At 69.6% G+C, this 21,157-nt stretch carries 17 protein-coding genes; 11 read left to right on the plus strand and 6 right to left on the minus strand.

The annotated features are described in order from the left end of the window. Positions 1–35: 35 nt before the first annotated feature. Entirely contained in the window at positions 36–1,322 is a 1,287-nt protein-coding gene (locus tag ACQPYS_RS09340) for a glycosyltransferase 87 family protein (RefSeq protein WP_433492305.1), read from the minus strand. Positions 1,323–1,490: 168 nt separating this feature from the next. Between ACQPYS_RS09340 and pheS the strand changes: the two genes are divergently transcribed. From pheS to ACQPYS_RS09360, 4 genes are all read left to right on the plus strand, one after another. Then, positions 1,491–2,564: a phenylalanine--tRNA ligase subunit alpha gene (gene pheS, locus ACQPYS_RS09345; RefSeq protein WP_063036388.1), complete on the plus strand. Its 1,074-nt coding sequence runs from the start codon at positions 1,491–1,493 to the stop codon at positions 2,562–2,564. 30 nt (positions 2,565–2,594) lie between these two features. Next, a complete protein-coding gene (pheT, locus tag ACQPYS_RS09350) occupies positions 2,595–5,096 on the plus strand; it encodes a phenylalanine--tRNA ligase subunit beta (RefSeq protein ID WP_433492306.1) in 2,502 nt (833 codons plus the stop codon). A gap of 68 nt (positions 5,097–5,164) precedes the next feature. Then, the gene (locus ACQPYS_RS09355; RefSeq protein ID WP_433492307.1) at positions 5,165–5,677 is read left to right on the plus strand and encodes a hypothetical protein; all 513 of its coding nucleotides are present in this window, start codon (positions 5,165–5,167) and stop codon (positions 5,675–5,677) included. 38 nt (positions 5,678–5,715) lie between these two features. Continuing rightward, positions 5,716–6,756 (plus strand): hypothetical protein, encoded by a 1,041-nt coding sequence (locus ACQPYS_RS09360; RefSeq protein WP_433492308.1) that lies wholly within the window; start codon positions 5,716–5,718, stop codon positions 6,754–6,756. Positions 6,757–6,762: 6 nt separating this feature from the next. Here ACQPYS_RS09360 and ACQPYS_RS09365 read toward each other — a convergent pair whose 3' ends face one another. Continuing rightward, entirely contained in the window at positions 6,763–7,041 is a 279-nt protein-coding gene (locus ACQPYS_RS09365) for a hypothetical protein (protein WP_433492309.1), read from the minus strand. Further along, positions 7,025–10,417 (minus strand): FHA domain-containing protein, encoded by a 3,393-nt coding sequence (locus ACQPYS_RS09370; RefSeq protein WP_433492310.1) that lies wholly within the window; start codon positions 10,415–10,417, stop codon positions 7,025–7,027. The genes ACQPYS_RS09365 and ACQPYS_RS09370 overlap by 17 nt, the downstream gene beginning before the upstream one ends. 185 nt (positions 10,418–10,602) lie before the next feature. Between ACQPYS_RS09370 and ACQPYS_RS09375 the strand changes: the two genes are divergently transcribed. Further along, positions 10,603–12,276: a hypothetical protein gene (locus tag ACQPYS_RS09375; protein WP_433492311.1), complete on the plus strand. Its 1,674-nt coding sequence runs from the start codon at positions 10,603–10,605 to the stop codon at positions 12,274–12,276. 207 nt (positions 12,277–12,483) lie between these two features. On the opposite strand, the gene mscL is transcribed toward ACQPYS_RS09375, so the two are convergent. Further along, on the minus strand, positions 12,484–12,918 hold the full coding sequence (gene mscL / locus ACQPYS_RS09380; RefSeq protein ID WP_063036381.1) for a large conductance mechanosensitive channel protein MscL: 435 nt from the start codon (positions 12,916–12,918) through the stop codon (positions 12,484–12,486). Between the two features lie 246 nt (positions 12,919–13,164). Here mscL and ACQPYS_RS09385 point away from each other — a divergent pair, with 246 nt between their 5' ends. The 5 genes from ACQPYS_RS09385 (at position 13,165) to ACQPYS_RS09405 (ending at position 19,500) form a co-directional block, all read left to right on the plus strand. Then, positions 13,165–13,521, plus strand: coding sequence for a hypothetical protein (locus tag ACQPYS_RS09385; RefSeq protein WP_063036380.1), 357 nt, complete (start codon positions 13,165–13,167; stop codon positions 13,519–13,521). Between the two features lie 264 nt (positions 13,522–13,785). Beyond that, positions 13,786–14,943, plus strand: a complete 1,158-nt coding sequence (locus ACQPYS_RS09390) for a Cmx/CmrA family chloramphenicol efflux MFS transporter (RefSeq protein WP_433492312.1) — start codon at positions 13,786–13,788, stop codon at positions 14,941–14,943. A gap of 324 nt (positions 14,944–15,267) precedes the next feature. Beyond that, complete coding sequence (locus tag ACQPYS_RS09395) at positions 15,268–15,948, plus strand: hypothetical protein (protein ID WP_433492313.1); 681 nt, start codon at positions 15,268–15,270, stop codon at positions 15,946–15,948. Positions 15,949–16,113: 165 nt separating this feature from the next. Next, complete coding sequence (gene ppc, locus ACQPYS_RS09400) at positions 16,114–18,915, plus strand: phosphoenolpyruvate carboxylase (RefSeq protein ID WP_433492314.1); 2,802 nt, start codon at positions 16,114–16,116, stop codon at positions 18,913–18,915. A 93-nt stretch (positions 18,916–19,008) separates the two neighbouring features. Then, the gene (locus tag ACQPYS_RS09405) at positions 19,009–19,500 is read left to right on the plus strand and encodes a pyridoxamine 5'-phosphate oxidase family protein (protein WP_433492315.1); all 492 of its coding nucleotides are present in this window, start codon (positions 19,009–19,011) and stop codon (positions 19,498–19,500) included. Positions 19,501–19,513: 13 nt separating this feature from the next. Here the strand turns inward: ACQPYS_RS09405 and ACQPYS_RS09410 are convergent, their stop codons facing one another. Both ACQPYS_RS09410 and ACQPYS_RS09415 read right to left on the minus strand, forming a co-directional pair. Beyond that, complete coding sequence (locus tag ACQPYS_RS09410) at positions 19,514–19,837, minus strand: AzlD domain-containing protein (RefSeq protein WP_063036375.1); 324 nt, start codon at positions 19,835–19,837, stop codon at positions 19,514–19,516. Beyond that, on the minus strand, positions 19,834–20,526 hold the full coding sequence (locus ACQPYS_RS09415) for an AzlC family ABC transporter permease (protein WP_433492316.1): 693 nt from the start codon (positions 20,524–20,526) through the stop codon (positions 19,834–19,836). Before ACQPYS_RS09415 ends, ACQPYS_RS09410 begins: the two co-directional genes overlap by 4 nt. On the opposite strand from ACQPYS_RS09415, the gene ACQPYS_RS09420 reads away from it, so the two are divergent. Continuing rightward, positions 20,525–21,154, plus strand: a complete 630-nt coding sequence (locus ACQPYS_RS09420; protein WP_084481811.1) for a helix-turn-helix domain-containing protein — start codon at positions 20,525–20,527, stop codon at positions 21,152–21,154. The two genes, ACQPYS_RS09415 and ACQPYS_RS09420, sit on opposite strands and share 2 nt — an antisense overlap. Positions 21,155–21,157: the final 3 nt, after the last annotated feature.

Consider the following 21,157-nt stretch of genomic DNA (forward strand, 5'->3'; position numbering starts at 1 on the left):
ATCGTCCGGCGGCGCGCGGACCGGCGCGCCGCCGATCAGCGTTCGCGGACCGAGACCAGCGATTCCGTGGCGCCGGCGGGCGCGGCCGGGGCCGGCGTGCGCTGCCGCCGGCTCGCGGTCGCGTACAGCACGACCAGTAGCAGGCTGAACCAGACGTAGCCGTTGCCGATCACCTTGTCCCAGGCCGACCAGTCCAGCTCCCGGCCGTCGTTACCGGGCAGGTCGCTGTGTTTGGCCAGTACGAAGACCACCGCGGTGGCAACTGCCGCGGCATACCAGCCGCGCACCTGCGACCAGGGCCGGGTCGTGGCGTAGCCGATCATCGTCAGCAGGGCGGGCGCCACCCACACCCAGTGGTGCGACCAGGAAATCGGCGAGACGAGCAGCGCCACCACCGCGTTGACCGCCAGCGCGATCATCGGGGGTGTCCCGGTGCGCCGGATGGCCGCCACCGCCACGGCCACCAGAGCGACCGCGGCGAGCAGCCACAGGGCCGTGGCCGGGGTGCCGGTGACCTCGAAGCGGGCCAGCACGGCCTGGATCGACTGGTTGGTCTGGAACTCCGACCCGCTCAGCCCACCGACATTGCCGAATCCGCCGAACCAGTACCGCACCGATTCGTCGGGCATCACCGCGAAACCGATCGCGGTGGCGACGGCACCGCTGATCGCGGCCGTCGCGGCGGCCTTGTAATCCTTGCGGATCAGGAAGAACAGGACGAAGGCCGCCGGGGTCAGTTTGATCGCGGCGGCGATACCGAGCAGCACCCCGCGTGGCCAGCGCGGATTGCGGGTCAGGCAGTCGGCGGCGACCAGCCCCATCAGGATCAGATTGACCTGGCCGAAATCCAGGGTCGACCAGACCGGCTCCAGCAGTAGTGCGAGCGGAGTCGCGGTCGCGGTGACCACCAGTGCGAGTTTGCGCTGGTCCTGGCGGGGCCAGAGCTGTCGGGCCACCAGGAACAGGGTCATCGCCAGCGCGCCGATGGAGACCACCAGATAGGTGATCACCGACGCGGCCCACGGCAGCAGTGCGTAGAGCCCGAGCGCCAGCGCGGCGAACGGCGGGTAGATGAACGGGAGGCTGATATCGGCGGCCGTCTCCGGGAGATGGCCGTAGAGATCGCCGCCGGCCCGCCATTCCTCGACCCCGAGCCGATAGACCTCGAGGTCGATGTACTCGCCGCTGATGCCGCGGAACGGATCGATCGGGCGCGACATACACACCCACGTCACGACCACCGCCAGCAGCGGCAGCAGCCAGACCGCCTGCCGGCGGGCACGTCCGGCGAGCGTCTCGGTGCGGGTCAAGGCGTTCGTCATCGGAGGGGACTTTACCGGTTGAAGGTGTCGGAGTACCGGGCAGTGAGCGGCGGGGGATATCGGCGTGAGCCCGGCGGGGGCCATCGAATACGATTCCACCAGCAGCAATACGGGCGTCGGAGCCGACCGCGCCCGCTCACCGATGCCCAGGGGAGAGACGAGTAGACCGTGGCCGACGACACCGACGCAGGCGCAGCGACCGGCGGGCAGGAATCCGCCCTCACCGAAGAAGCCCTGGCCGCCGCGGCCGCGGCGGCCGAGAAGGACTTCGCGGCCGCCGCCGATCTGGAGGCGCTCGCGGGCGCGAAAACCGAGCATATGGGCGGCCGGTCGCCGATCGCGCTGGCCCAGCGGTCGCTGGGCTCGCTGCCCAAATCGGAGAAGGCCGACGCCGGTAAGCGGGTGAACAAGGCGCGGGCGCGGGTTTCGGAGGCGTTCGAGGAACGGCAGCGGGTGCTGCTCGCCGAACGTGATGCCGCGGTACTCGTCGCCGAGGCGATCGATGTCACGCTCCCGGCGGACCGGCGCCCGGTGGGTGCCCGGCACCCGATCACCGTCATCTCCGAACAGGTCGCCGATGTGTTCGTCGGAATGGGCTGGGAGATCGCCGAGGGACCGGAGGTGGAGACCGAGCACTTCAACTTCGACGCGCTCAACTTCCTGCCCGACCACCCCGCCCGCACCATGCAGGACACCTTCCACATCGCACCGGCCGGTTCGCGCCAGGTGCTGCGCACCCACACCTCGCCGGTGCAGGTGCGGTCCATGCTGGAACGCGACCTGCCGATCTATGTGGTGTGCCCGGGGCGTACCTTCCGCACCGACGAACTCGATGCCACCCACACTCCGGTGTTCTCCCAGGTCGAGGGGCTGGCCATCGATAAGGGACTGACCATGGCGCATCTGCGCGGCACGCTGGACGCGTTCGCGCGGGCCCTGTTCGGCCCCGAGACCACCACCCGGATCCGGCCCAACTACTTCCCGTTCACCGAACCCTCGGCCGAGGTCGATGTCTGGTTCCCGGACAAGAAGGGTGGCGCCGGCTGGGTCGAATGGGGCGGCTGCGGCATGGTCAACCCGAAGGTGCTGATCGCCAGCGGGATCGACCCCGACGAGTACAGCGGCTTCGCGTTCGGTATGGGTCTGGAGCGCACGCTGCAGTTCCGCAACGGCATTCCCGATATGCGCGACATCGTCGAGGGTGATGTGCGGTTCACCCTGCCCTTCGGTATCCGGTCCTGACCTTTTTCGAGCGAGAGAGCGAACGTCACAGTGCGAGTAGCGCAGTCCTGGCTGACCGAAACGATCCGCCGCACCGTCCCCGACTGGGAGGTGACGCCGGAGGAACTCGATGCCGGATTCGTCCGGGTCGGGCTCGAGGTCGAAGAGGTCGACGAGCTGGAACGGGTGAGCGGGGATATCGAACACCCGCTGGTGGTCGGCCGGGTCGCCGAGATCACCGAGCTCACCGAGTTCAAGAAACCCATTCGGTTCTGCAAGGTCGATATCGGCGCGGAGCAACTTCAGGAGATCGTCTGCGGAGCCACCAACTTCGCGGTCGGTGACCTGGTCGTCGTCGTGCTGCCCGGCGGTGTGCTGCCGGGCGGTTTCGCCATCTCCTCCCGCAAGACCTACGGCCATGTCTCCCACGGCATGATCTGCTCGGTCGCCGAACTCGGGATCGGCAAGGACCACTCGGGCATCCTGGTGCTGGAACCCGGTACGGCCGAACCCGGTACCGACGCCAACGACCTGCTCGGTCTCGGCGATACCGTGATCGAACTGAACATCACGCCCGATCGGGGCTACTGCTTCTCGGTGCGCGGCCTGGCCCGCGAACTGGCCTGCGGTTTCGATCTCGACTACGCCGACCCGGCCGTGCGCACCCTGCCCGAGGGGCCCGAGGCGTGGCCGGTGGATGTGGCACCGGAATCGGGCTGCACCCGCTTCGGTGTCCGCCGGGTCACGGGGATCGATCCGCACGCCGTGAGCCCGTGGTGGTTGCAGCGGCGGCTGCTGCTGGCGGGTGTGCGGCCGATCTCCCCGGCGGTCGATGTGACCAATTACGTGATGCTGGAACTCGGGCAGCCGCTGCACGCCTTCGACGCCGCGAAACTCGGCGGCGGCCTGGTGGTGCGCCGCGCGCACCCCGGTGAGACCCTGCGCACCCTGGACGAGGTCGAACGCGAACTCGACGCCGAGGATGTGGTGATCGCCGACGACACCGGGGTGGTCTCGCTCGCCGGCGTGATGGGCGGCGCGTCCACGGAGGTGAGCGCGGAGTCGACCGATATCGTCCTCGAGGCCGCCACCTGGGATCCGCTGTTCATCTACCGCACCGCCCGCCGCCACAAGCTGGTGTCGGAGGCGAGTAAACGATACGAGCGGGTGGTGGACCCGGAATTGAACCTGGCCGCGCTGGACCGGGCCGCGTCCCTGCTCGCGGAGATCGCCGGCGGCACGGTGGAGCCCACGCTCACCGATATCCGGCTGCCGCTGACCCCGCCGGAGCCGATCCGGATGGATATCGATCTGCCCGACCGGGTGGCCGGTGTCCAGTACGCCCCCGGTACGTCCGCGCGGCGCCTCACGCAGATCGGCTGCCATGTCGAGGTGGCGGTCGACGAGACCAGCGGCCACGGTCAGCTGGTGGTGACCCCGCCGAGTTGGCGGCCGGATCTCGCCCAGCCGGCCGATCTGGTGGAAGAGGTGCTGCGGCTCGAGGGCCTGGAACGGATTCCGCTGGTGCTGCCGCAGGCGCCCGCCGGGCGCGGCCTCACCGCGGTGCAGCGCCGCCGCCGCGCGGTGAGCCGGGCGCTGGCCTTCGCCGGCTGTATCGAGGTGCCGCCGCCGGTGTTCCTGCCCGCGGATGTCTTCGATACCTGGGGGCTGGACGCCGACGACCCCCGCCGCACCACCACCCGGGTACTGAACCCGCTGGATGTCGAACGCGCCGAACTCGCCACCACGCTGTTGCCGGGTCTGCTGGAGATCGCGGCCCGCAATATCTCCCGCGGCGCCCGTGATCTATCGCTCTACGGGATCGCCCAGGTCGTCCTGCCCGGCCCGGACACCGCTCCGGTGGCACCGCTGCCGGTGGACCGGCGTCCGACCGACGCCGAGTTCGCCGAACTGCTGGCCTCGCTGCCCGATCAGCCCCAGCACGTCGCGGTGGTGCTCACCGGCCGCCGGGAACCCCGCGGTCCGTGGGGTCCGGGGCGGGCGGCCGAAGCCGCCGACGCGTTCGCGCTCGCCGATGTGGTCGCCGAGGCCGCCGGGGTCGAACTCGTACGTCGGCCCGGCAAACATCTGCCGTGGCATCCGGGGCGGTGCGCCGAACTGACGGTGGACGGTGTGGTGATCGGCTATGCCGGCGAGTTGCATCCCGGGGTGCTGGAACGCTCCGGCCTGCCGCCGCGCACCTGCGCCCTGGAACTGGATCTGGACGCCCTCCCGCTGCGCGAAACGCGGCCCGCGCCGGCCATTTCCCCGTTCCCGGCCGTGTTGCAGGATGTCTCGGTCAGCGTCGCGCACGATGTTCCGGCGGCGGAGGTGGAGACGGCGCTGCGGTCCGGTGGCGGGGAGTTGCTCGAGGATATCGCGCTGTTCGACGTGTACGCGGGTGCGCAGGCCGGTGCAGGCCGTAAATCGCTCACCTACGCGCTGCGCTTCCGGGCCGCCGACCGGACGCTCACCGAGGACGAGGCCAGTGCGGCGCGCGATGCCGCGGTGGCCGCCGCGGCAGACGCGGTGGGCGCGGTGATCCGTTCGTAGGAGAGCCGTTCTCCGCCAACGTGGTCGGTCCGTCCGAACGGGCGGACCGGACGTCGTAGGCTGGTCGCATGACTGAACCCAGCACAGGCGATCCGGGCGCGCTCGCCGCGCGGTTGGCGGCCCTGCCCGACGAGCAGTTGCTGGCCGTCCTGGTGGTGGCCGCCGCGGGCCGCGACAAGCTGGCCCCGCTGTACGAAGCCGCCACTCGGCTGCTGGCGGAAACCGGGCAGAGCGCGATGGCGTCCGGTGTGATTCCCGGCACCCCGGAGTCGCCGGGCTATGGGGCCGAATCCGGCCTCGGTTCGTCCGCGCAGGTGGGCGGGGGTGTCGGCGCGGCAGCCGGGCCGGGCGGGGGAGCGGCCGGTGCGTCCGCCGGCTACAGCGCTTCCGGTGTGCCGACGTTCGGTTCCGTTCGCGATAAGGTCGAGCGGCGTTTCGGCACCGCGTTCGGTGCGCGGGCACTCGGCCGGCAGAGCCCGGTCGGCCGCGGCGCCGACGAACAGTGGGAAGCGCGTGAACAGGCCGCGCGGGAACGTCTGGCACAGATTCGCACCTCCTTGCACGAGGGCGAAGGGTCCTGATCCCGCCCGGCCCGCGCCGGAGCGACAGGGATGGACCCATGACCGACACCGCCGATACCGCACGTGTACTCGCCGGCCGGCTGCTCGACGCCCAGGTGCAGTGGCTGCTCGACGAGGTGAGCGGGGACCGGTTCGCCGAGGTCGTCGCCCGGGACGTGGCAGCCGCGCTTGAGGTCGCGGGTACGGTGCGCGCGGGCGAGGTGGTCGACGTCGAACAGTTCGAGCAGACCGTGGCCACCGTGGTCGACAAGGTCGGCGGCAGCGCGGTCCTGGCGGAGACCGCCGGTCTGTTCGCCGACGCGATCTATGACAGTATCGCCGCCAACGAGGATCACACCCTGGGTGACCTGGTCGAACGCGAACCGGTCGAGGCGCTACTGCAGAAGATCGTGGATATGCACCAGACCCAGGAACGGCTCCTGGAACGATTGACCGACAGTCCTCTGGTGGCCACCGTCGCCTCCAAGTTCGTCGACAAACTGGTCGGCGATTTCGTCGAGGCCAACCGGCAGCGCGCAGAGAAGATTCCCGGTATGGGCACGCTCATGTCGATCGGCCAGTCCGCCGCCGATCGCGCCCGCAAGGTGGCGGAATCCAACTCCATCCTCGGCGATATCGCGGGCAGGGGCGCCCTGTACGCGCTCAAACGCACCAACAACGCGATCCGCGAGATGTTGCGCGAAGCCCCCGTGCACGACGCCACTATGGAGTTCTGGGATCTGCACGCCGACGAACCGATCAGCGGTCTGCGGGAGTACCTGACGAAACAGGATCTCCACGAACTGGTCGGGTTGTGCTACCGGATCGCGGTGACCACCCGGGAGAAGGAGTACTTCGGCCTGCTGGTGGCCGAATGCGTGCAGGTGTTCCATGAGAAGTACCGGGATCACACGCTCGCCGCGCTGCTCGCGGAGGTCGGGCTCACCGGTGACGATATCGTCACCGAGATCCTTCGGTACGGTCCGGCGGTGGTGGAGACCGCCAAACGGGACGGCGTGCTGGCGGGATTGATCCGGAAACGGTTGGAACCGTTCTACTATTCCGATGAAATCTTGAAGATTCTGGCCCCGGCCGGGTAGGCACAGCTACCAGGAATCCGCACCGCGTTCGACGTCGAAACCGGAATCCCGCAGGATGAGCTCGCGGGTTTCTGGATCCACCGGACGCTCTGGTGGTTCCTCCGGCTCGACGGGATTGGACCGCGCGATCGGCAAAAGTTCGTCGTAGCCCTCCTCACCGGGGCGCAGTTCCTCGTACCCGCGGTAGTAGATACCGTTTTCGGTCCTGCCCCGGAGCGGGAGCCGGATGGTGACACCGTCCGGGGCGAGCATGGGCGGGCTGCTGTCGTCAGAGTAAGCGGTCAAAATAGGCTTTCAGTCGGTCGGCGAGGGCTCTGTCACCCAGGGTGAACTCCCTTAGTTTAGAGTCCCCACCATGCATCCAGGCGGTGAAGGCCTCGGCGAATGCTTCCGACCTTCTGTCGTAATAACTGTTCCAACCCCGCTTGACAAAAGGGATCCATCCCCAGCGTCGCATATCCCGCATATCCGAGTGTATGCCGATCCACTCGGCGCTGTCGCTCAGCCGATGTCCGTCTGTCCCGAAGGCGGCATCTGTGGCATGCCCGAACTCGTGCCACACGACGTTGGCACTACCGGAGTTGCCGCCGCTATTGATGATGATCCGCCGCGACTCGGTCAGGTACACGCCTTGGACGGTGTTCCAGCTGGTCCCCGGCTTCCGGCCGTATGGTGTGTGTCCACGCAGCTCGTACCCACCGGGTAGGTCCAGCAACTGTCGATTGCCGATGACGATCCCGCCTGTGGGGACGGCGTTCATATATTCGCTCACCCGCTGGTAGATGGGAGAGGGCACGCGGGTGAGGTTTTCCCGCATCTGCTTCGCCGCGACCGTCTCGTCGATTACGTCGATGAGCGGTCTACTCTCGGGCGCGGTTTCACCGGAGAAGAATTCAGCACTGCCCACCCAGTCCCCGAAGCGGACGGGATCGCCCGACCGCACCGGCACCGGTGGTCCGGCCGGGTCGACTCTCACCCCGTTGAGATAGGTACCGTGCTCGGAATAGTGGTCCCGCAGCATCAGGTTGCCGTATTGATCCCGGAAGATCGTCGCATGCCTCGGCGACACCGAAGGGTCCTTGGAAAACTGTTCGGCCATCGGTGAATTCTGGTCCCGGCCGATAAGTAATTCTTCGCCGCGGCGCAGATGCAGTGGCGGTATGCGCTGGTTGTCGGCGAGACGCAGCGAGAGCGGGCGCTCCTCGCCCACTTCGAGCCGGGATCGCGAACCGCCGAACGACAGACTGTCCTCGGGACCCACATAAGTTTTCTCCCCCGTCGCCAGCGCTCGGTCGTTCACCCGGGTAGGCGGACGCAGTTCCGGCTGCGGGTCGCGTACCCATACCCGGCCGTCCGGATCTCGTCCGACGAAGACGTCGCGTTCCCCGATTCTGGCTCCCTGCGGACCGCCCCCGCGGGCATCCGCTTCGCCGACGATATAGCGCACCGGAACTGCGATTTCCTGTCCCGGTGCCAACCGGATCGGCTCGAGCCGCAGGTGCGGTGCGAAATGCAGGACTGCGGGGGGCTGGTCGGACTCGCGACCGATATGCGCCGTCGCCATGGTGCGGGCACCGAGTGCGTCCTGATCCCCGTCCTTCAGAGGCGCCCGGTGGTCCGAGGAATCGGCGTACGACTCTTTCCTCGGTGCCGTGCCCGCGGTGTGTTCGTCTGGTGCGAAACGTACGTCGACAGTGCCGGGCGGCCGGGTGGATCCGGAGCCACTGGTGCGATCTCCGCGCGAGTGGTTGTCTCCGGTGTCGACTCGGGGCACCGCGCGATCTTGCCGCGCGGGTGGCCGGACCTGGTTGCGCTGGTCTCCGGCCTCGGGCCGGCCGTCCCGCGCCGGGGTCCGGTTGGTGCTCCGATCGGCCGGAACAGGCTGCTGCGAATCCACTGTCGTCGGGCGGGCCTGCCCGGAGACGTCGCCGGGGCCCTGGTGCGGTGGAACGACGAACCCCGAGTCCGCGGGATGTGGGGGCGGGGCTGCGTCCGCCATCCCGTCCAGTCGCTGGACAACTCCTGCGTGCCAGTCGTTGCGCCCCAGAGCGGAGAAAATCGGCTGTAGCTCTTCGACGCGTTGCCGGATCTCCGCCACCTCGGTGCGCGAGTAACCGTGCTCTTTCCACTGCACCGTTCCCTCGGCCGGCCCGTAATCCAGGAACTGCTTCGCGAAGGCGCCGATACGGCCGTCCGGCGCGAAGGCCAGGCTGTGGTCGATGCCCCAGACATCGCCGGTCGGATCGATCATCCAGTTCTCGGCGCCGCGATCGGGGACATCGATCAGGGCGTCGAGCAGGCCGAGCCGGTTCCCCGAGGGCGTTCCGTGGAACTGTGTCTCCGGCGTCCAATCGCCCGGATACGCGTCCTCCGCGTTCTTGCCGGGAACAACCTCCATGTAGACGTGGCGCCCGTCGATGTGTACGGCGGGTACCCGGGCGCCGACCGCGTCGCCGACGACCGAGGCGAGGAATTCCGCGTGCGCGTGCCGCGGGTCGGAGACGACCTTGTGCACCACTCGGGTGCCGTCCGGGAAGGTCAGCACCTCCGCGGTTCTCGCGGAATTCTCCTGAGTGCTGTGTCGTGCCAGGGGTTCCGCGGCCGGGGGCTCGCCCGCGAGCAGTCGGTCGACACGCCTGCCGAAATCCGATTGCCGCCGAGCTATCGGCGGCAGGTCGGTATTCCCGCGCACGCCGTCGACCCCGGCCCGGTGTACCCGCAGCGCGCTGCCGGCCGCGCCGACGAAACCGCCCCCGAAGCCGACGACCGCGGATTCGCGCACCATCTTGAACATATCGCCGAAGTTGTGGATGTCCTTGTGGTGGATGATCAAGGACGGGACCGCGCCCGCGATTCCACCGGTGATGCCACCCGCGCCGCCGATCAGCATGGTGCCGCCGAGATGAGCGGTGAAACGGCCGATATCACTGGTGGCCCGGCCGCCCAGGCGATCGAGTACCCGCGGTGCGGCCCGCCGTCCGACTTCCGCGCCGACAATGCCACCGATGACGCCGCCCGCGACCATCTCGGCCAACGAGCCCATATCGAATTCATCGCGGACCCCGGTCTCGAGATCCCAGACCTGCGCGCCGACACCGATCGCCACGCTGGTGAGGGCGCCTATCTTGGCAGCGTGGATCGCCCCGTGCAGGGCCGCCCGGCGCGCCGCCCCGGCCGCGGCGCGGGTGGCCACGGTGGTCGTCAGTCTCGTGATCGCCGCGCGCATCGCCTGCTCGGCCGCCAGACGGTCGGCCAGTGCTTTGAACCCGCCGCCGTAGAGGAACAGCAGCGCGTCGTAGGCGAGCTGCACACCGAGGACTATGCCGGTGACGATGAGCAGATGTTGCGTCTGCTCGGTGACATCGGCCACGTCATGGCACTGTCGGCCCATGTCCTCGCAGACCGCGGCTTGGTTGCGCATGGTGGCGACCACGGTGCGATTACGCTCGGACAGAGCCGAGCGGGTAGCCCCCCCGACCGACTCTTCGGCGTCCCGGCATTCCGTCTCGTAACTGACCGCCGCCGCACCGAGTCCGCGGCCGGTGTCGAGGTAACAGTCACCACGGGCGCGCATGCGGTCCACGTCGAGTTCGGGCCAATGTCCGATGACCAGGTCGCGCACCGCGGCCGGGACCTCGGCCAAGAGTGCGCTCGTATTCATCCCGGCCCGCCTCCCGGGATCCGTCGGGCCTGCTCAGGTGCCCTCGTCATTACCTGTCAAGAAGTCGATACTCGCATATCGGCCGGGGTGCTGCCTGATTTGCCTGCTTCCTGTCAATTCCTGCGGGTGGGGATATGGCATCATCGGCAATGAATTCATGCGTCGGTCGGAAGGCGGGCCGCATTGTGGGAAATGAATTTCGCGCCGATCCCGACCGGCTACGCGCGAAGGCTCCGGCCTTCGAGCAGCTGGGTGCCGAGGTCGAGGCGCTGGTACAGCGTTTACACGACCTGGTTTCCGCGGATTCCGCTCCCTGGGGCGGTGACGATTCCGGCAAGGCCTTCGCCGAGAGTTTCGTCCCCGAAGAGGAGCGGACGATATCCAATCTGCACAGCCTCACCGAGGTGGTGCGGCAGGCAGGTCCGGATCTGCGGCAGGTGGCTGCGAATTTCGAGCAGCAGGACCTGATGAGCGCCCGGGAGGTGCGGAGGGCCGATCCGGTCCTCTCCTCCCACCCGGATATCGCCTCGGACGGCCCCGCCGCCCCGGTCGGCGATCGAGGATCCGCTACGTCGGCTGCCGCCACCACAACTCCGGCGGCCGATGTCGCGCCGGCCCGCGAACCGGGTAGCGACCTCGCCGGCCCGCGGAGTCGAGAGTCGGCGAACGCACCCGTGGAAGGAGCGGCGGCGCAGCGGTTCCCCCTCGGCGGTTCGGGCTCGCCGGATGACGCATCTGCTGTATCCGATTCGCGGCAGCGGCCGGTCGAATCGGCACAGCACCCCGCCGACCTGGGCCGCGGGAATCGGGCGCAGGCCGAGCGTGACGGCGCGCCTACCGCACCGCACCCGACCGCGCCCCCCGCGGCGGTCGCGGCACAGCCTGCGACCGCGGAAGCGCAGCGGACCCAGGTGCCTCCGCACCGCGCACCCATACCGGCGAAGGCGGCTGTAACCGCACCCTCCGGAACCGTTCCCGCCACCCCGACCTCCCCGTGGTCGAAATCCGGTTCCGGCGGACCCCCTCGGGTCACCGCCCCCGGACCGGGCAGCTCCGATGCTCCGCCGCGAATGCCGAATCGCGCGCCACAGCGACCCGTCGACAAACCCGCGGAACCGGAACGCCGGCCCGGTGAAGCGGCCGTCGAGCCGATTGCTTCGCGCCTGGCGCGGGAACTCGCCGAGCGGCACGGCATTCTGGCTTTCGGATTCGATACCCCCGGGGTCCCCCGGGAGGTGTTGATGGAGATGGTCGCCGCGGTGAACGACGTCCTGCCCCGCCATCCGGCCCTCCCGCTGGGCGCCGTCGGTGTCGATGATCTGCCGGAAGGAACGACGATACGACTGGATTCGGAGCCGGCGGATTCCGGGTCGCGACGGTCGGGCGCTGCGACTACCGGCTACACGGCCCGCATCACCCTGGCGGCTCGGGCGGCCGTCGATCCGGTGGGGCTGGAGCGCGCGGTGCGCGCGGACGAGGCGGCAGGTCTGCTCGCCCCCGGTTGTGCCCAACGGCCCGTGTACTCCTCCGTGGTGCGTGAAATGGGGCGAGCACTCGACGCGGCAGGCGACTTCCGGGCCCGGGCCGCGACCAGGCGCGCGCTCGTCGCCGCCTACCTTCCGCTAACGAGCCGGGACACCGCCGGTTCGCTGGCGCGCACGGTCGCCGGGTTCGCGGTATGGCGAGCGCAGCTGGCCGGTGGTGTCCGGGCCGGTCGATTCGATCCGGAGGCGGCGTTGGCCGAGGCATTCACCGAGGTGGTATTGGACGCGTCCCGGGCCTCTCAGCCGGCCCACACCCTGCACAGGCTGCTGGTCGATACCGCGGACGCTGCGCGGACCCGGTCGGATTCGCCGTGAGCGGCCGGGACACGACCACCGCTCATCGCGGCCGTGACCGTCCGATCCACCGCGTCGACGGCGATATCGCCGATTCTGCCGGTCCGGCCGCAGCACGGTCACCGGCACCATGAAGTCGGTGCGGTCGGCGCCCGACCGTCGATCAGCGGGAACGAGCCGTGTTTCGAGCGGTCGGACGGTCACCGCCGGCACCAGGGCGCCCTGCGGCTAGGAGGAGCGCACCTGCGCGGTGTCCTTCTTGTCCAGTTCGGCACGTTCGGCGAGCAGATCGCGAATTTCGGTGAGCAAGGCGATATCGGCCGGGGTGGCCGGTTCGGCATCCACATTGTTTCGGGCATAGAAGCGTTTCTGCATGGTCTTCATCGGCAGGATGAGCGCGAAGTACAGCACCGCCGCGACCATGACGAAATCGATGGCAGCGCTGATGATCGGACCGAGTGCGATGAAGGTCGCGGGTTTGCCCGCGAGCAGCGTGATACCGAAACCGAACTGGCCGCTGCCGCCGAGTACGGCCAGCAACGGCTCCACCACGCCCTTGGTCACCGAACTCACCACCGCGGTGAACGCGGTGCCCATGACGACGGCGACGGCCAGATCGATGACGTTCCCGCGCATGAGGAAGTCTTTGAAACCTTTGAGCATCAATCCACTCCGTATCGAACGCTGCTGTTCACCGCCGGTCCCGGTCCCGGCCGCTGAGCGGTACCGCGGCGATCGAGGTGTCCGGCGCTACACCGCAGGTGATAGTCGCAGCCGGGCTTGCGCCGCGCAAACCGGCGGCGACCGGATGCGCGCTGTCCCCGCCGGGTGGCGTCGCCGGACCGGCGGCCCGCGCCGAGCCACACTAGAGTCGAGGCAGCTCGGGGGAACAGCTATCAGGAGGAAACCGTGGCATCGACGACACTGCTGGGCCGGGCGGTCCGGGGCTTCAATGCGGGAGTGGTCGCCCTGCTCGACGCGCCGGTGCTCGGCCCGCTGCTGGGTAAGGGGTTCGTGGAGATCGAGTATGTGGGGCGCCGGTCGGGCCGGACGTTCCGGACCCCGGTGAACTACCTGCAGAAGGACGGCGGCCTGCTCATCGGTGTCGCCATGCCCGATAAGAAGACCTGGTGGCGCAACTTCCTCGGTGAGGGCGCGCCCATTGTGCTGCACTTCCGCGACGGCGATCGGCGCGGGCACGCGACCGCCCGGCGTGACGAGAAGGGTCGGGTCGGCGTGCGGGTCCGGTTCGACGAACCGGGCTGAGTCCCGCGCGGGCATGGAGAGCGCGGGCGGATCGTTTCGGGGAGCGCGAGAAACAGGCGTGCGGCAGGACGCGCGAGCCGGTAGTGTTCCGGCCGTGTCGAGCCCGGAGGCATCCAGAGCAGGGCTGCCGGTCATCCCCGTCAGCCCCTGACCTTCCGCTACCCGTTCGCCGTGTCGCCTTCCGGCCGCACGGTAATGCGGTGACTCCCGGGCGCTGACCGGGGTGACGAGATGTTTCCTGTCTCTTCCACCTCGGAGCCCTTCATGCCTTTTGCTCTCTACCTGCTCGCCCTGGCGGTTTTCGCCATGGGCACTTCGGAGTTCGTGCTCGCCGGTCTCGTACCGGATATCGCGGCCGATCTCGGTGTGGGTCTCGGTGCCACCGGCCTTCTCACCTCGGCGTTCGCCATCGGAATGATGGTGGGCGCACCGCTGATGGCGGGTCTCGCCCGGAACTGGCCGATCCGGTCGAGCCTGCTGTGTTTTCTGCTGCTCTTCCTGGCCGCGCATATCGCCGGAGCGGTAACCGGCAGTTTCGCCGTCCTGGTGGTCACCCGGGTGGTGGCCGCCGTCGCGAACGCCGGATTCCTCGCGGTCGCGTTGACCGCGGCCGCGGCGCTGGTCCCCGCCGGACGGCAGGGCCGGGCGCTGGCGATCCTGCTGGGTGGCACCGCCCTGGCCACTGTGGCGGGGGTGCCGGGCGGGGCGCTGCTGGGGACGATGCTCGGCTGGCGGGCCACCTTCTGGGCGATCGTGTTGCTGTGCCTGCCGGCCGCAGCCGGTGTTCTGGCCGGAATCCCCGGGCGCTCGGGGCAGGCCGCCGCCCCCGACCTCCGTGGTGAACTCGCGCAGTTGCGACGTCCGCGATTGCTCACGGTCATGCTGCTGGCGGCGCTCGTGAACGCGGCCACGTTCGGCAGTTTCACCTTCCTCGCGCCGTTGGTCACCGGGACGGGTGAGCTGGGCCCGCTCTGGGTGCCGGTGGTGCTGGTGCTGTTCGGCACGGGTTCTTTCGCCGGCGTGACGGTCGCCGGGCGGTTGTCCGACCAACACGCCGCGGCGGTGATCGCGGTCGGCGGCCCGCTGCTGTGCGGTGGCTGGTTCGCGCTCGCGCTGACCGCCGGCTGTCCCGTCGCCCTGCTCTTCCTGGTGTGCCTGCTGGGAGCGTTGTCGTTCGGGGTGGGGAGCACCCTGATCGCGCGCGTGCTCTACGAGGCCGCGGATGCCCCGACCATGGCGGGCTCCTATGCGACGGCGGCATTGAATGCCGGTGCCGCGGCGGGACCCGCGATGGCGGGGTTCGCCCTGGCGACCGGTTGGGGCGACCGGGGGCCGATGTGGGTGAGCGGTGTCCTGGTGGGAGTGGCGCTGCTGCCGGCGCTGCGGTTCCGCACGATACTCACCGCGGCGGCGGACCGATAGGACTGCAGAGCCGCTGCGCGAGTGTGGTGCACCGGCCGGTTGACAGCAGGTGGTGTAAACGGAACGTAACAGTGTCCAGAGTTCGACAACACACGACCGGGATCGGTGTGCCGACCCCCTGCCGTTCGTTGATCTCACCCCACCATCCGGATCGGCCGAGTGGTGTGGCGCAGCGGCCAGGGGTGATGGAGGTCGAGCGTGTCGCGGGCGGGGCGCGACGGCAACGAATCCGGGGGACCCGGCCGTCCGCGGGGAGAATCCGATGGCCGCGACGGCAGTATCCTGGCCACCGGTCCCGGCCCACCGCGGCCGGAAAGGATTCCCGTGCTCGCCTCCCTGCTCTTCGCAGCACTCGCCGCGGGTCAGCTGGCGCTCGCCGGCCGGTGCGCGCTCCGGTATCGGGTGACCGGTGACCGGCTGCTCCTCGTACCCGCCGTGGTGTGCGCGGCCCTGGCCTACGACAACGGGGTACTCGCGGCGGGCCGCTGGATCGGCGCCGGTGCGACGCTGGAGAGCTGGTCGACGCCCCGGTTCATCGCCCATATCGTGCTCACGCCGCTGTTGATGCCGTGGGCGTGCGCCGCCGCGGCCCGAGCCGGGGTCGGCTGGGCGCGGACCCGGTGGGCGCGGACGACAATCGCGGCGGTGACGGCGGTGGTGATCGTACTGGGGGTGGCCGCCGAACTGACTCCGCTCACGCTGGCACCGCGGGAGTGGGCGGGCACCATGCGCTACACCACCGCGCACGCGTCGGTGGCCGGCCTGTTGTCGCCGGTGGTGACGGTGGTGGTCGTGCTGGTGGCGGCCGTGGCGGTGTGGCGGGCACGGGGCTACCGACTCTGGACCGTGACCACGGTGATCATGACCGTGGTCGCGGCGGCGATACCACCCATGTTGCTCACCAATGGCGCCGAACTGGTGTTCACGGCGGGCGTGGTCGTGACCGCGGTATGGCTGGCGGAGCCGTTCCGGGTGCCCGGTGCCGCCGCGGGTGCTGCGCACTGAGCGAATCCCCCGGGGAGACTTCCCGCGTTTTCTCCCGGCCTGGGCCGAGGGACGGGGTCGGACCTGCGCCGATAGCCGGATTCCGCGCCGTCCGGCGCATACAGTCGGCCCCGGCCGTGTGCGTCGTCACAGCTACCGGTGCGGTGGCCGTCCATACTTCTGATCATGGGCGATGCGCAGACCGCTGAAGGAAACGACGCGACCCTGCCGTTGCGCGAGGACATCCGGTTCCTCGGCGGCGTGCTCGGCGACACCATTCGCGATCACGAGGGCCCCGAGGTCTTCGACCTCGTGGAGCGGGTGCGGGTGGAGGCGTTCCGGGTCCGGCGGGAGGAGGTGGAGCGCAGTGCGGTCGGTGAAATGCTGTCCGGGGTCGACATCACGGTGGCACTACCGCTGATCCGGGCATTCAGCTATTTCGTCCTGCTGGCCAACCTCGCCGAGGACATCCAGCGCGACCGCCGCCGCGCCGCGCACGAGGCGGCGGGCGAAGCCCCGCAGGACTCCTCGCTGGCCGCCACCTACCGGAAAATGGACGCGGCCGCGGTGCCGGGGGAGCGGGTCGCCGAACTGCTGGACGACGCGCTGGTGTCCCCGGTGATCACCGCGCACCCCACCGAGACCCGGCGCCGTACGGTGTTCGACACCCAGGCCCGGGTCACCGAACTGATGCGCCGCCGGCAACGGGCCCCCGAATCCGAACGGGAACAGCTCGAGCTCGAGATCCGGCGGCAGGTGCTCACTCTGTGGCGGACGGCGCTGATCAGGTTGTCGCGGCTGCGTATCCAGGACGAGATCGCCGTCGGCCTGCGGTACTACGAACTCACATTGTTCGATGTCATCCCCGCGATCAACGCGAGCGTGCGTACGGCGCTGGGGTCGCGCTGGCCCGAGCAGCGGTTGCTGCCGAAACCCATGCTGCGGCCCGGCTCATGGATCGGCGGGGACCGGGACGGTAACCCGTATGTGACGGCGGAGGTGGTGCGCACGGCGGCGGCGCAGGCCGCGAGTGTGGCGTTCGCGCGTTACCTGCGTGAACTCGTGCAGTTGGAGAAGACGCTGGCGCTGTCGGCGCGGCTGGTCCCGGTGACCGCGGAACTGCGCGCACTCGCCGACCGCGGCTATCCGGACCCGAAGACCTACGCCGACGAACCGTACCGGCGGGCACTGTACGGCATCCGGGTCCGGCTCACCGCGACCGCGCGGCGGGCCGTCGCCGCGCTGGATCCCGAAGCAGCGGGTCCCTGGGAGTTCGAATCGTCCGCCGCCGGTGAGGGCACCTCCGGCACTCCGTACGACACACCCCAGGATCTGCTCGACGAGCTCGACACCGTCGATGCCTCGCTGCGCGCCGGCGGGGACGCGCTGCTCGCCGACGACCGCCTCGCGGCGCTGCGCTGTGCGGTGGAAACGTTCGGATTCCATCTACAGGGCCTGGATATGCGGCAGAATTCCGAGACCCATGAGCAGGTCGTCGCGGAACTGCTGGCCTGGGCGGGCGTGCATCCGGATTATCCGAGCCTGTCCGAGTCCGAGCGGGTGGACCTGCTCACCCGGGAACTGCGTACCCGCCGGCCGCTGCTGGGGCCCCGGGCGCGGATCGGTGAGCCGGCGGCCAAAGAATTGGGAGTGGTGCGCGCGGGCGCCGCCGTGGTGGCCGCGCTGGGCCCGGACGCGGTCCCCAACTACATCATCTCGATGTGTACCTCCGTCAGCGATCTACTCGAGGCCGCCCTGCTGCTCAAGGAGGGCGGCCTGCTCGATCCCGGGGACGCGGACAGCGGGCCCTCCTGCCCGGCCGGGATCGTGCCGCTGTTCGAAACTATCGAGGACCTCGCGGCCGGTGCGTCGACGCTGGCCGCGGCGCTGCGGGTGCCGGAGTACCGGGAGTTGGTGGCGGGGCGCGGCATGCGTCAGGAGGTGATGCTCGGCTACTCCGATTCGAACAAGGACGGCGGCTATCTGGCCGCCAATTGGGCGCTGTACCGGGCGGAACTGGATCTGGTGGAGCTGGCGCGCGAGCACGGGATCCGGCTGCGGCTCTTCCACGGCCGCGGTGGCACCGTCGGGCGCGGCGGGGGCCGCAGCTATGACGCGATCCTCGCGCAGCCCGCCGGCGCCGTGCGGGGGTCGCTGCGGCTGACCGAACAGGGCGAGGTCATCGCGGCGAAATACGCCGAACGGGGTGCGGCGCACCGCAACCTCGAATCACTCATCGCGGGCACCCTCGAATCGACGCTGCTGGATGTCGAGGGGCTGGGTGCCGACGCCGAACCCTCCTACGCGCTCATGGACGAACTGGCGGGCCGGGCCCGCGCTGCCTATGCGCGGCTGGTACACGAAACCCCCGGGTTCGTGGAGTACTTCCGGCAGTCGACTCCGGTCGCCGAGGTGGGCGACCTCAATATCGGCAGCCGTCCCGCCTCCCGCAAACCCACCAACTCGGTCTCGGATCTGCGGGCCATTCCGTGGGTGATGTCCTGGAGCCAGGCGCGGGTGATGCTGCCCGGCTGGTACGGCACCGGGACCGCACTCGAGGAGTGGATCGACGGCGACCCCGACCGGCTCGCCCGGCTCTCGGATCTGTACCGCCGGTGGCCGTTCTTCCGGACCGTGCTGTCGAACCTCGCGCAGGTGATGGCCAAGAGCGACCTCGATATCGCCGCCCGGTACGCCGAACTGGTCGACGATATCGAGTTGCGCGAGCGCATCTTCGGGATGATCGAGCGGGAGCACGCCCGGACCGTCGCCGTCCATGCCGCCATCACCGGCAATCATCATCTGCTGGCCGACAATCCGTCGCTGGCGGAATCCATTCGCAATCGGTTCCCGTATCTGGAACCGCTGAACCAGATGCAGGTCGAACTGCTGCGCCGGTTGCGGGCCGGGGACGATTCCGAACTGGTGAAACGCGGCATCCTGCTGACGATGAACGGTTTGGCCACGGCACTGCGCAACTCGGGCTGACCCGTGCCGGCCGGGTACCAGTGTGGGCTCTGTTCGTCTCGGATCGGGCTCGGCGCCACCCGCGGCGGCGCCGGTCGTCGTACCGTCGGCTGTATGACGACCTGGAGTGAGTTCACCGCCGAGGCGCCGCGGATCAGCGAGATCTTCCGTCGTCGCCACACCGCGACCAGCAATCTGTGCATGCTCGCTACCCTGCGTTCGGACGGATTTCCCCGGATCAGTCCGGTGGAGCCGCTCCTCTTCGAGGAGAAACTGGTGATCGTCGGGATGCCGGGTACCACCAAATTCCGGGATCTCGCCCGCGATCCGCGCTTCTGCCTGCACACCGCGACCGAGGACACGATGGTGTCGGACGGGGACGCCAAACTGTTCGGCCTGGTGATCGACGACCCGGATACCGCGCTGCACGCCCGTTTCGCCGAGTACCTGTACGAGGACAACGGTCTGGACCTGCGGAACCAGCCGTTCGAGCATTTCTTCGTGGCCGATCTGACCTCGGCGTCGTCGGTCGAGGTCGGCGACGACCTGCTGCGGGTGACCATCTGGAAGCCGGGTGAGGGCGAGCGCGTGGTCGAGAAGCGGTAACTCGCGCACCGGGTCACGGCACGCCCGCCAGTCGCAGCACGGTCGTTGTCGCGGCCGCGGCCCCCAGCGCCGCGGGCAGCGGAGTCCGGAACCGGTAGCACACCCCGGCGACCAGGACCCCGGCCGGGCGCGCGATACCGGCCGCGGCGCCGTCCTCGGTCAGGGCGGTGGTGCACACGAGGGCGGCGAGCACGACGACCGACGCGTTCTCGAGGAAAGCGGTGGTCCGATCGGAGACAGTGATCCGTGACCCGAGCAGGGGTCCGGCGAGGCGGAAGGCGAACGTTCCGGCCGCCAGTGCGAGGGCGGCGCCCATCAGGTATCCGAGGTCGTTCATGGCGATCCCCGTCGTGGGATTGTGAGCGCGGCGGCCACGGCGGCCAGCAGAACCGGCAGGCCCGGCGGCAGCAGCGCGGTCGTGAGCAGCGCCAGAACACCCCCGGTGAGGGCGCCGCGGCGGACCGCGGGCTCGTGCAGTGCGGGCATGATCAGGCCCAGCAGTACCGCCGGGAACACCGCGTCCACCCCGAAGACACCGGGGTCGGGCACCGCGCTGCCGAGTAGCCCGCCCAGCAGCGTCCCGCCGGGCCAGACCACCAGGATGCCTGCTCCGCAGGCCAGATAGGCCGCCCGGCCGTGCGCGGTCGTGCGCTGGGCAAGCGCCACCGCCACGGTCTCGTCGTTGAGCAGGTGGGCGCCGCGCAGACCGCGCAGCCCGGTGCCGATCACCGCGGAGACCGCGAGGCCGTAGCCGATATGGCGAGCGTTGATCAGCAGGCCCGCGACCAGCGCGGCCCACGGGCTGCCGCCCGCGGCGACGATGCCGACGAACAGGAACTCGGAACCGGCGGCCAGGACGAGCACCCCGAGCGCGACGGGGAACCACAGTGGGAAACCGGCCGCGACGGCCGTGGCCCCGTAGGACATCCCGGCCACGGTGACCGCGAGGCAGAGTGCGGCGATCAGTGACCGGGCCGGCGGATCGACCGTTCGCCATAACGAACACATGACTACCATGGTGAACATGGACGCTATCGTTCGTCAAACCGAACAAGGTAATGCCGAACCGAACGAACGGCCGGACGGCCACTCCGGCGGCTTTCCCGGCCGAACCCCACAGCAGGTGATCGCCGCGTCCCTGCGCCGGGAACGCCTGCGCGCGGAGCTGTCGCTGACCGAGGTGGCCCGGCGGGCCGGTATCGCGAAATCGACCCTTTCGCAGCTCGAATCGGGCGGCGGAAACCCCAGCCTGGAGACCCTCTGGGCACTGTGCCTGGCGCTGGAGGTGCCGTTCTCGCGGCTGCTCGATCCGCCGCGGCCGCAGACCCGGGTGATCCGGGCCGCGGAGGGGCCGGCGGTGTTCTCGGCCGAGGCCGATTACCGGGCCACCCTGCTGGCGGTCGGCCCGGCGGGGGTTCGCCGTGATATCTATCGCATCGCCGCCGAGCCCGGGCCGCGCCGGGACTCGCAGCCGCACCTTCCAGGGACCGTCGAGCATGTTCTGCTCGGTGCGGGTCGCGCGCTCGTCGGGACGGCCGGTGAACTCGTGGAACTCACCCCGGGCGACTACATCGCCTATCCGGCCGATGTGCCGCACGTATTCGAAGCCCTCGCGCCCGCGACGGTGGCCACACTGATCTCCGAATACCCCTGACGC

It is taken from the genome of Nocardia grenadensis, assembly GCF_050942415.1.
In the GTDB taxonomy this organism is placed as follows: domain Bacteria; phylum Actinomycetota; class Actinomycetes; order Mycobacteriales; family Mycobacteriaceae; genus Nocardia; species Nocardia grenadensis.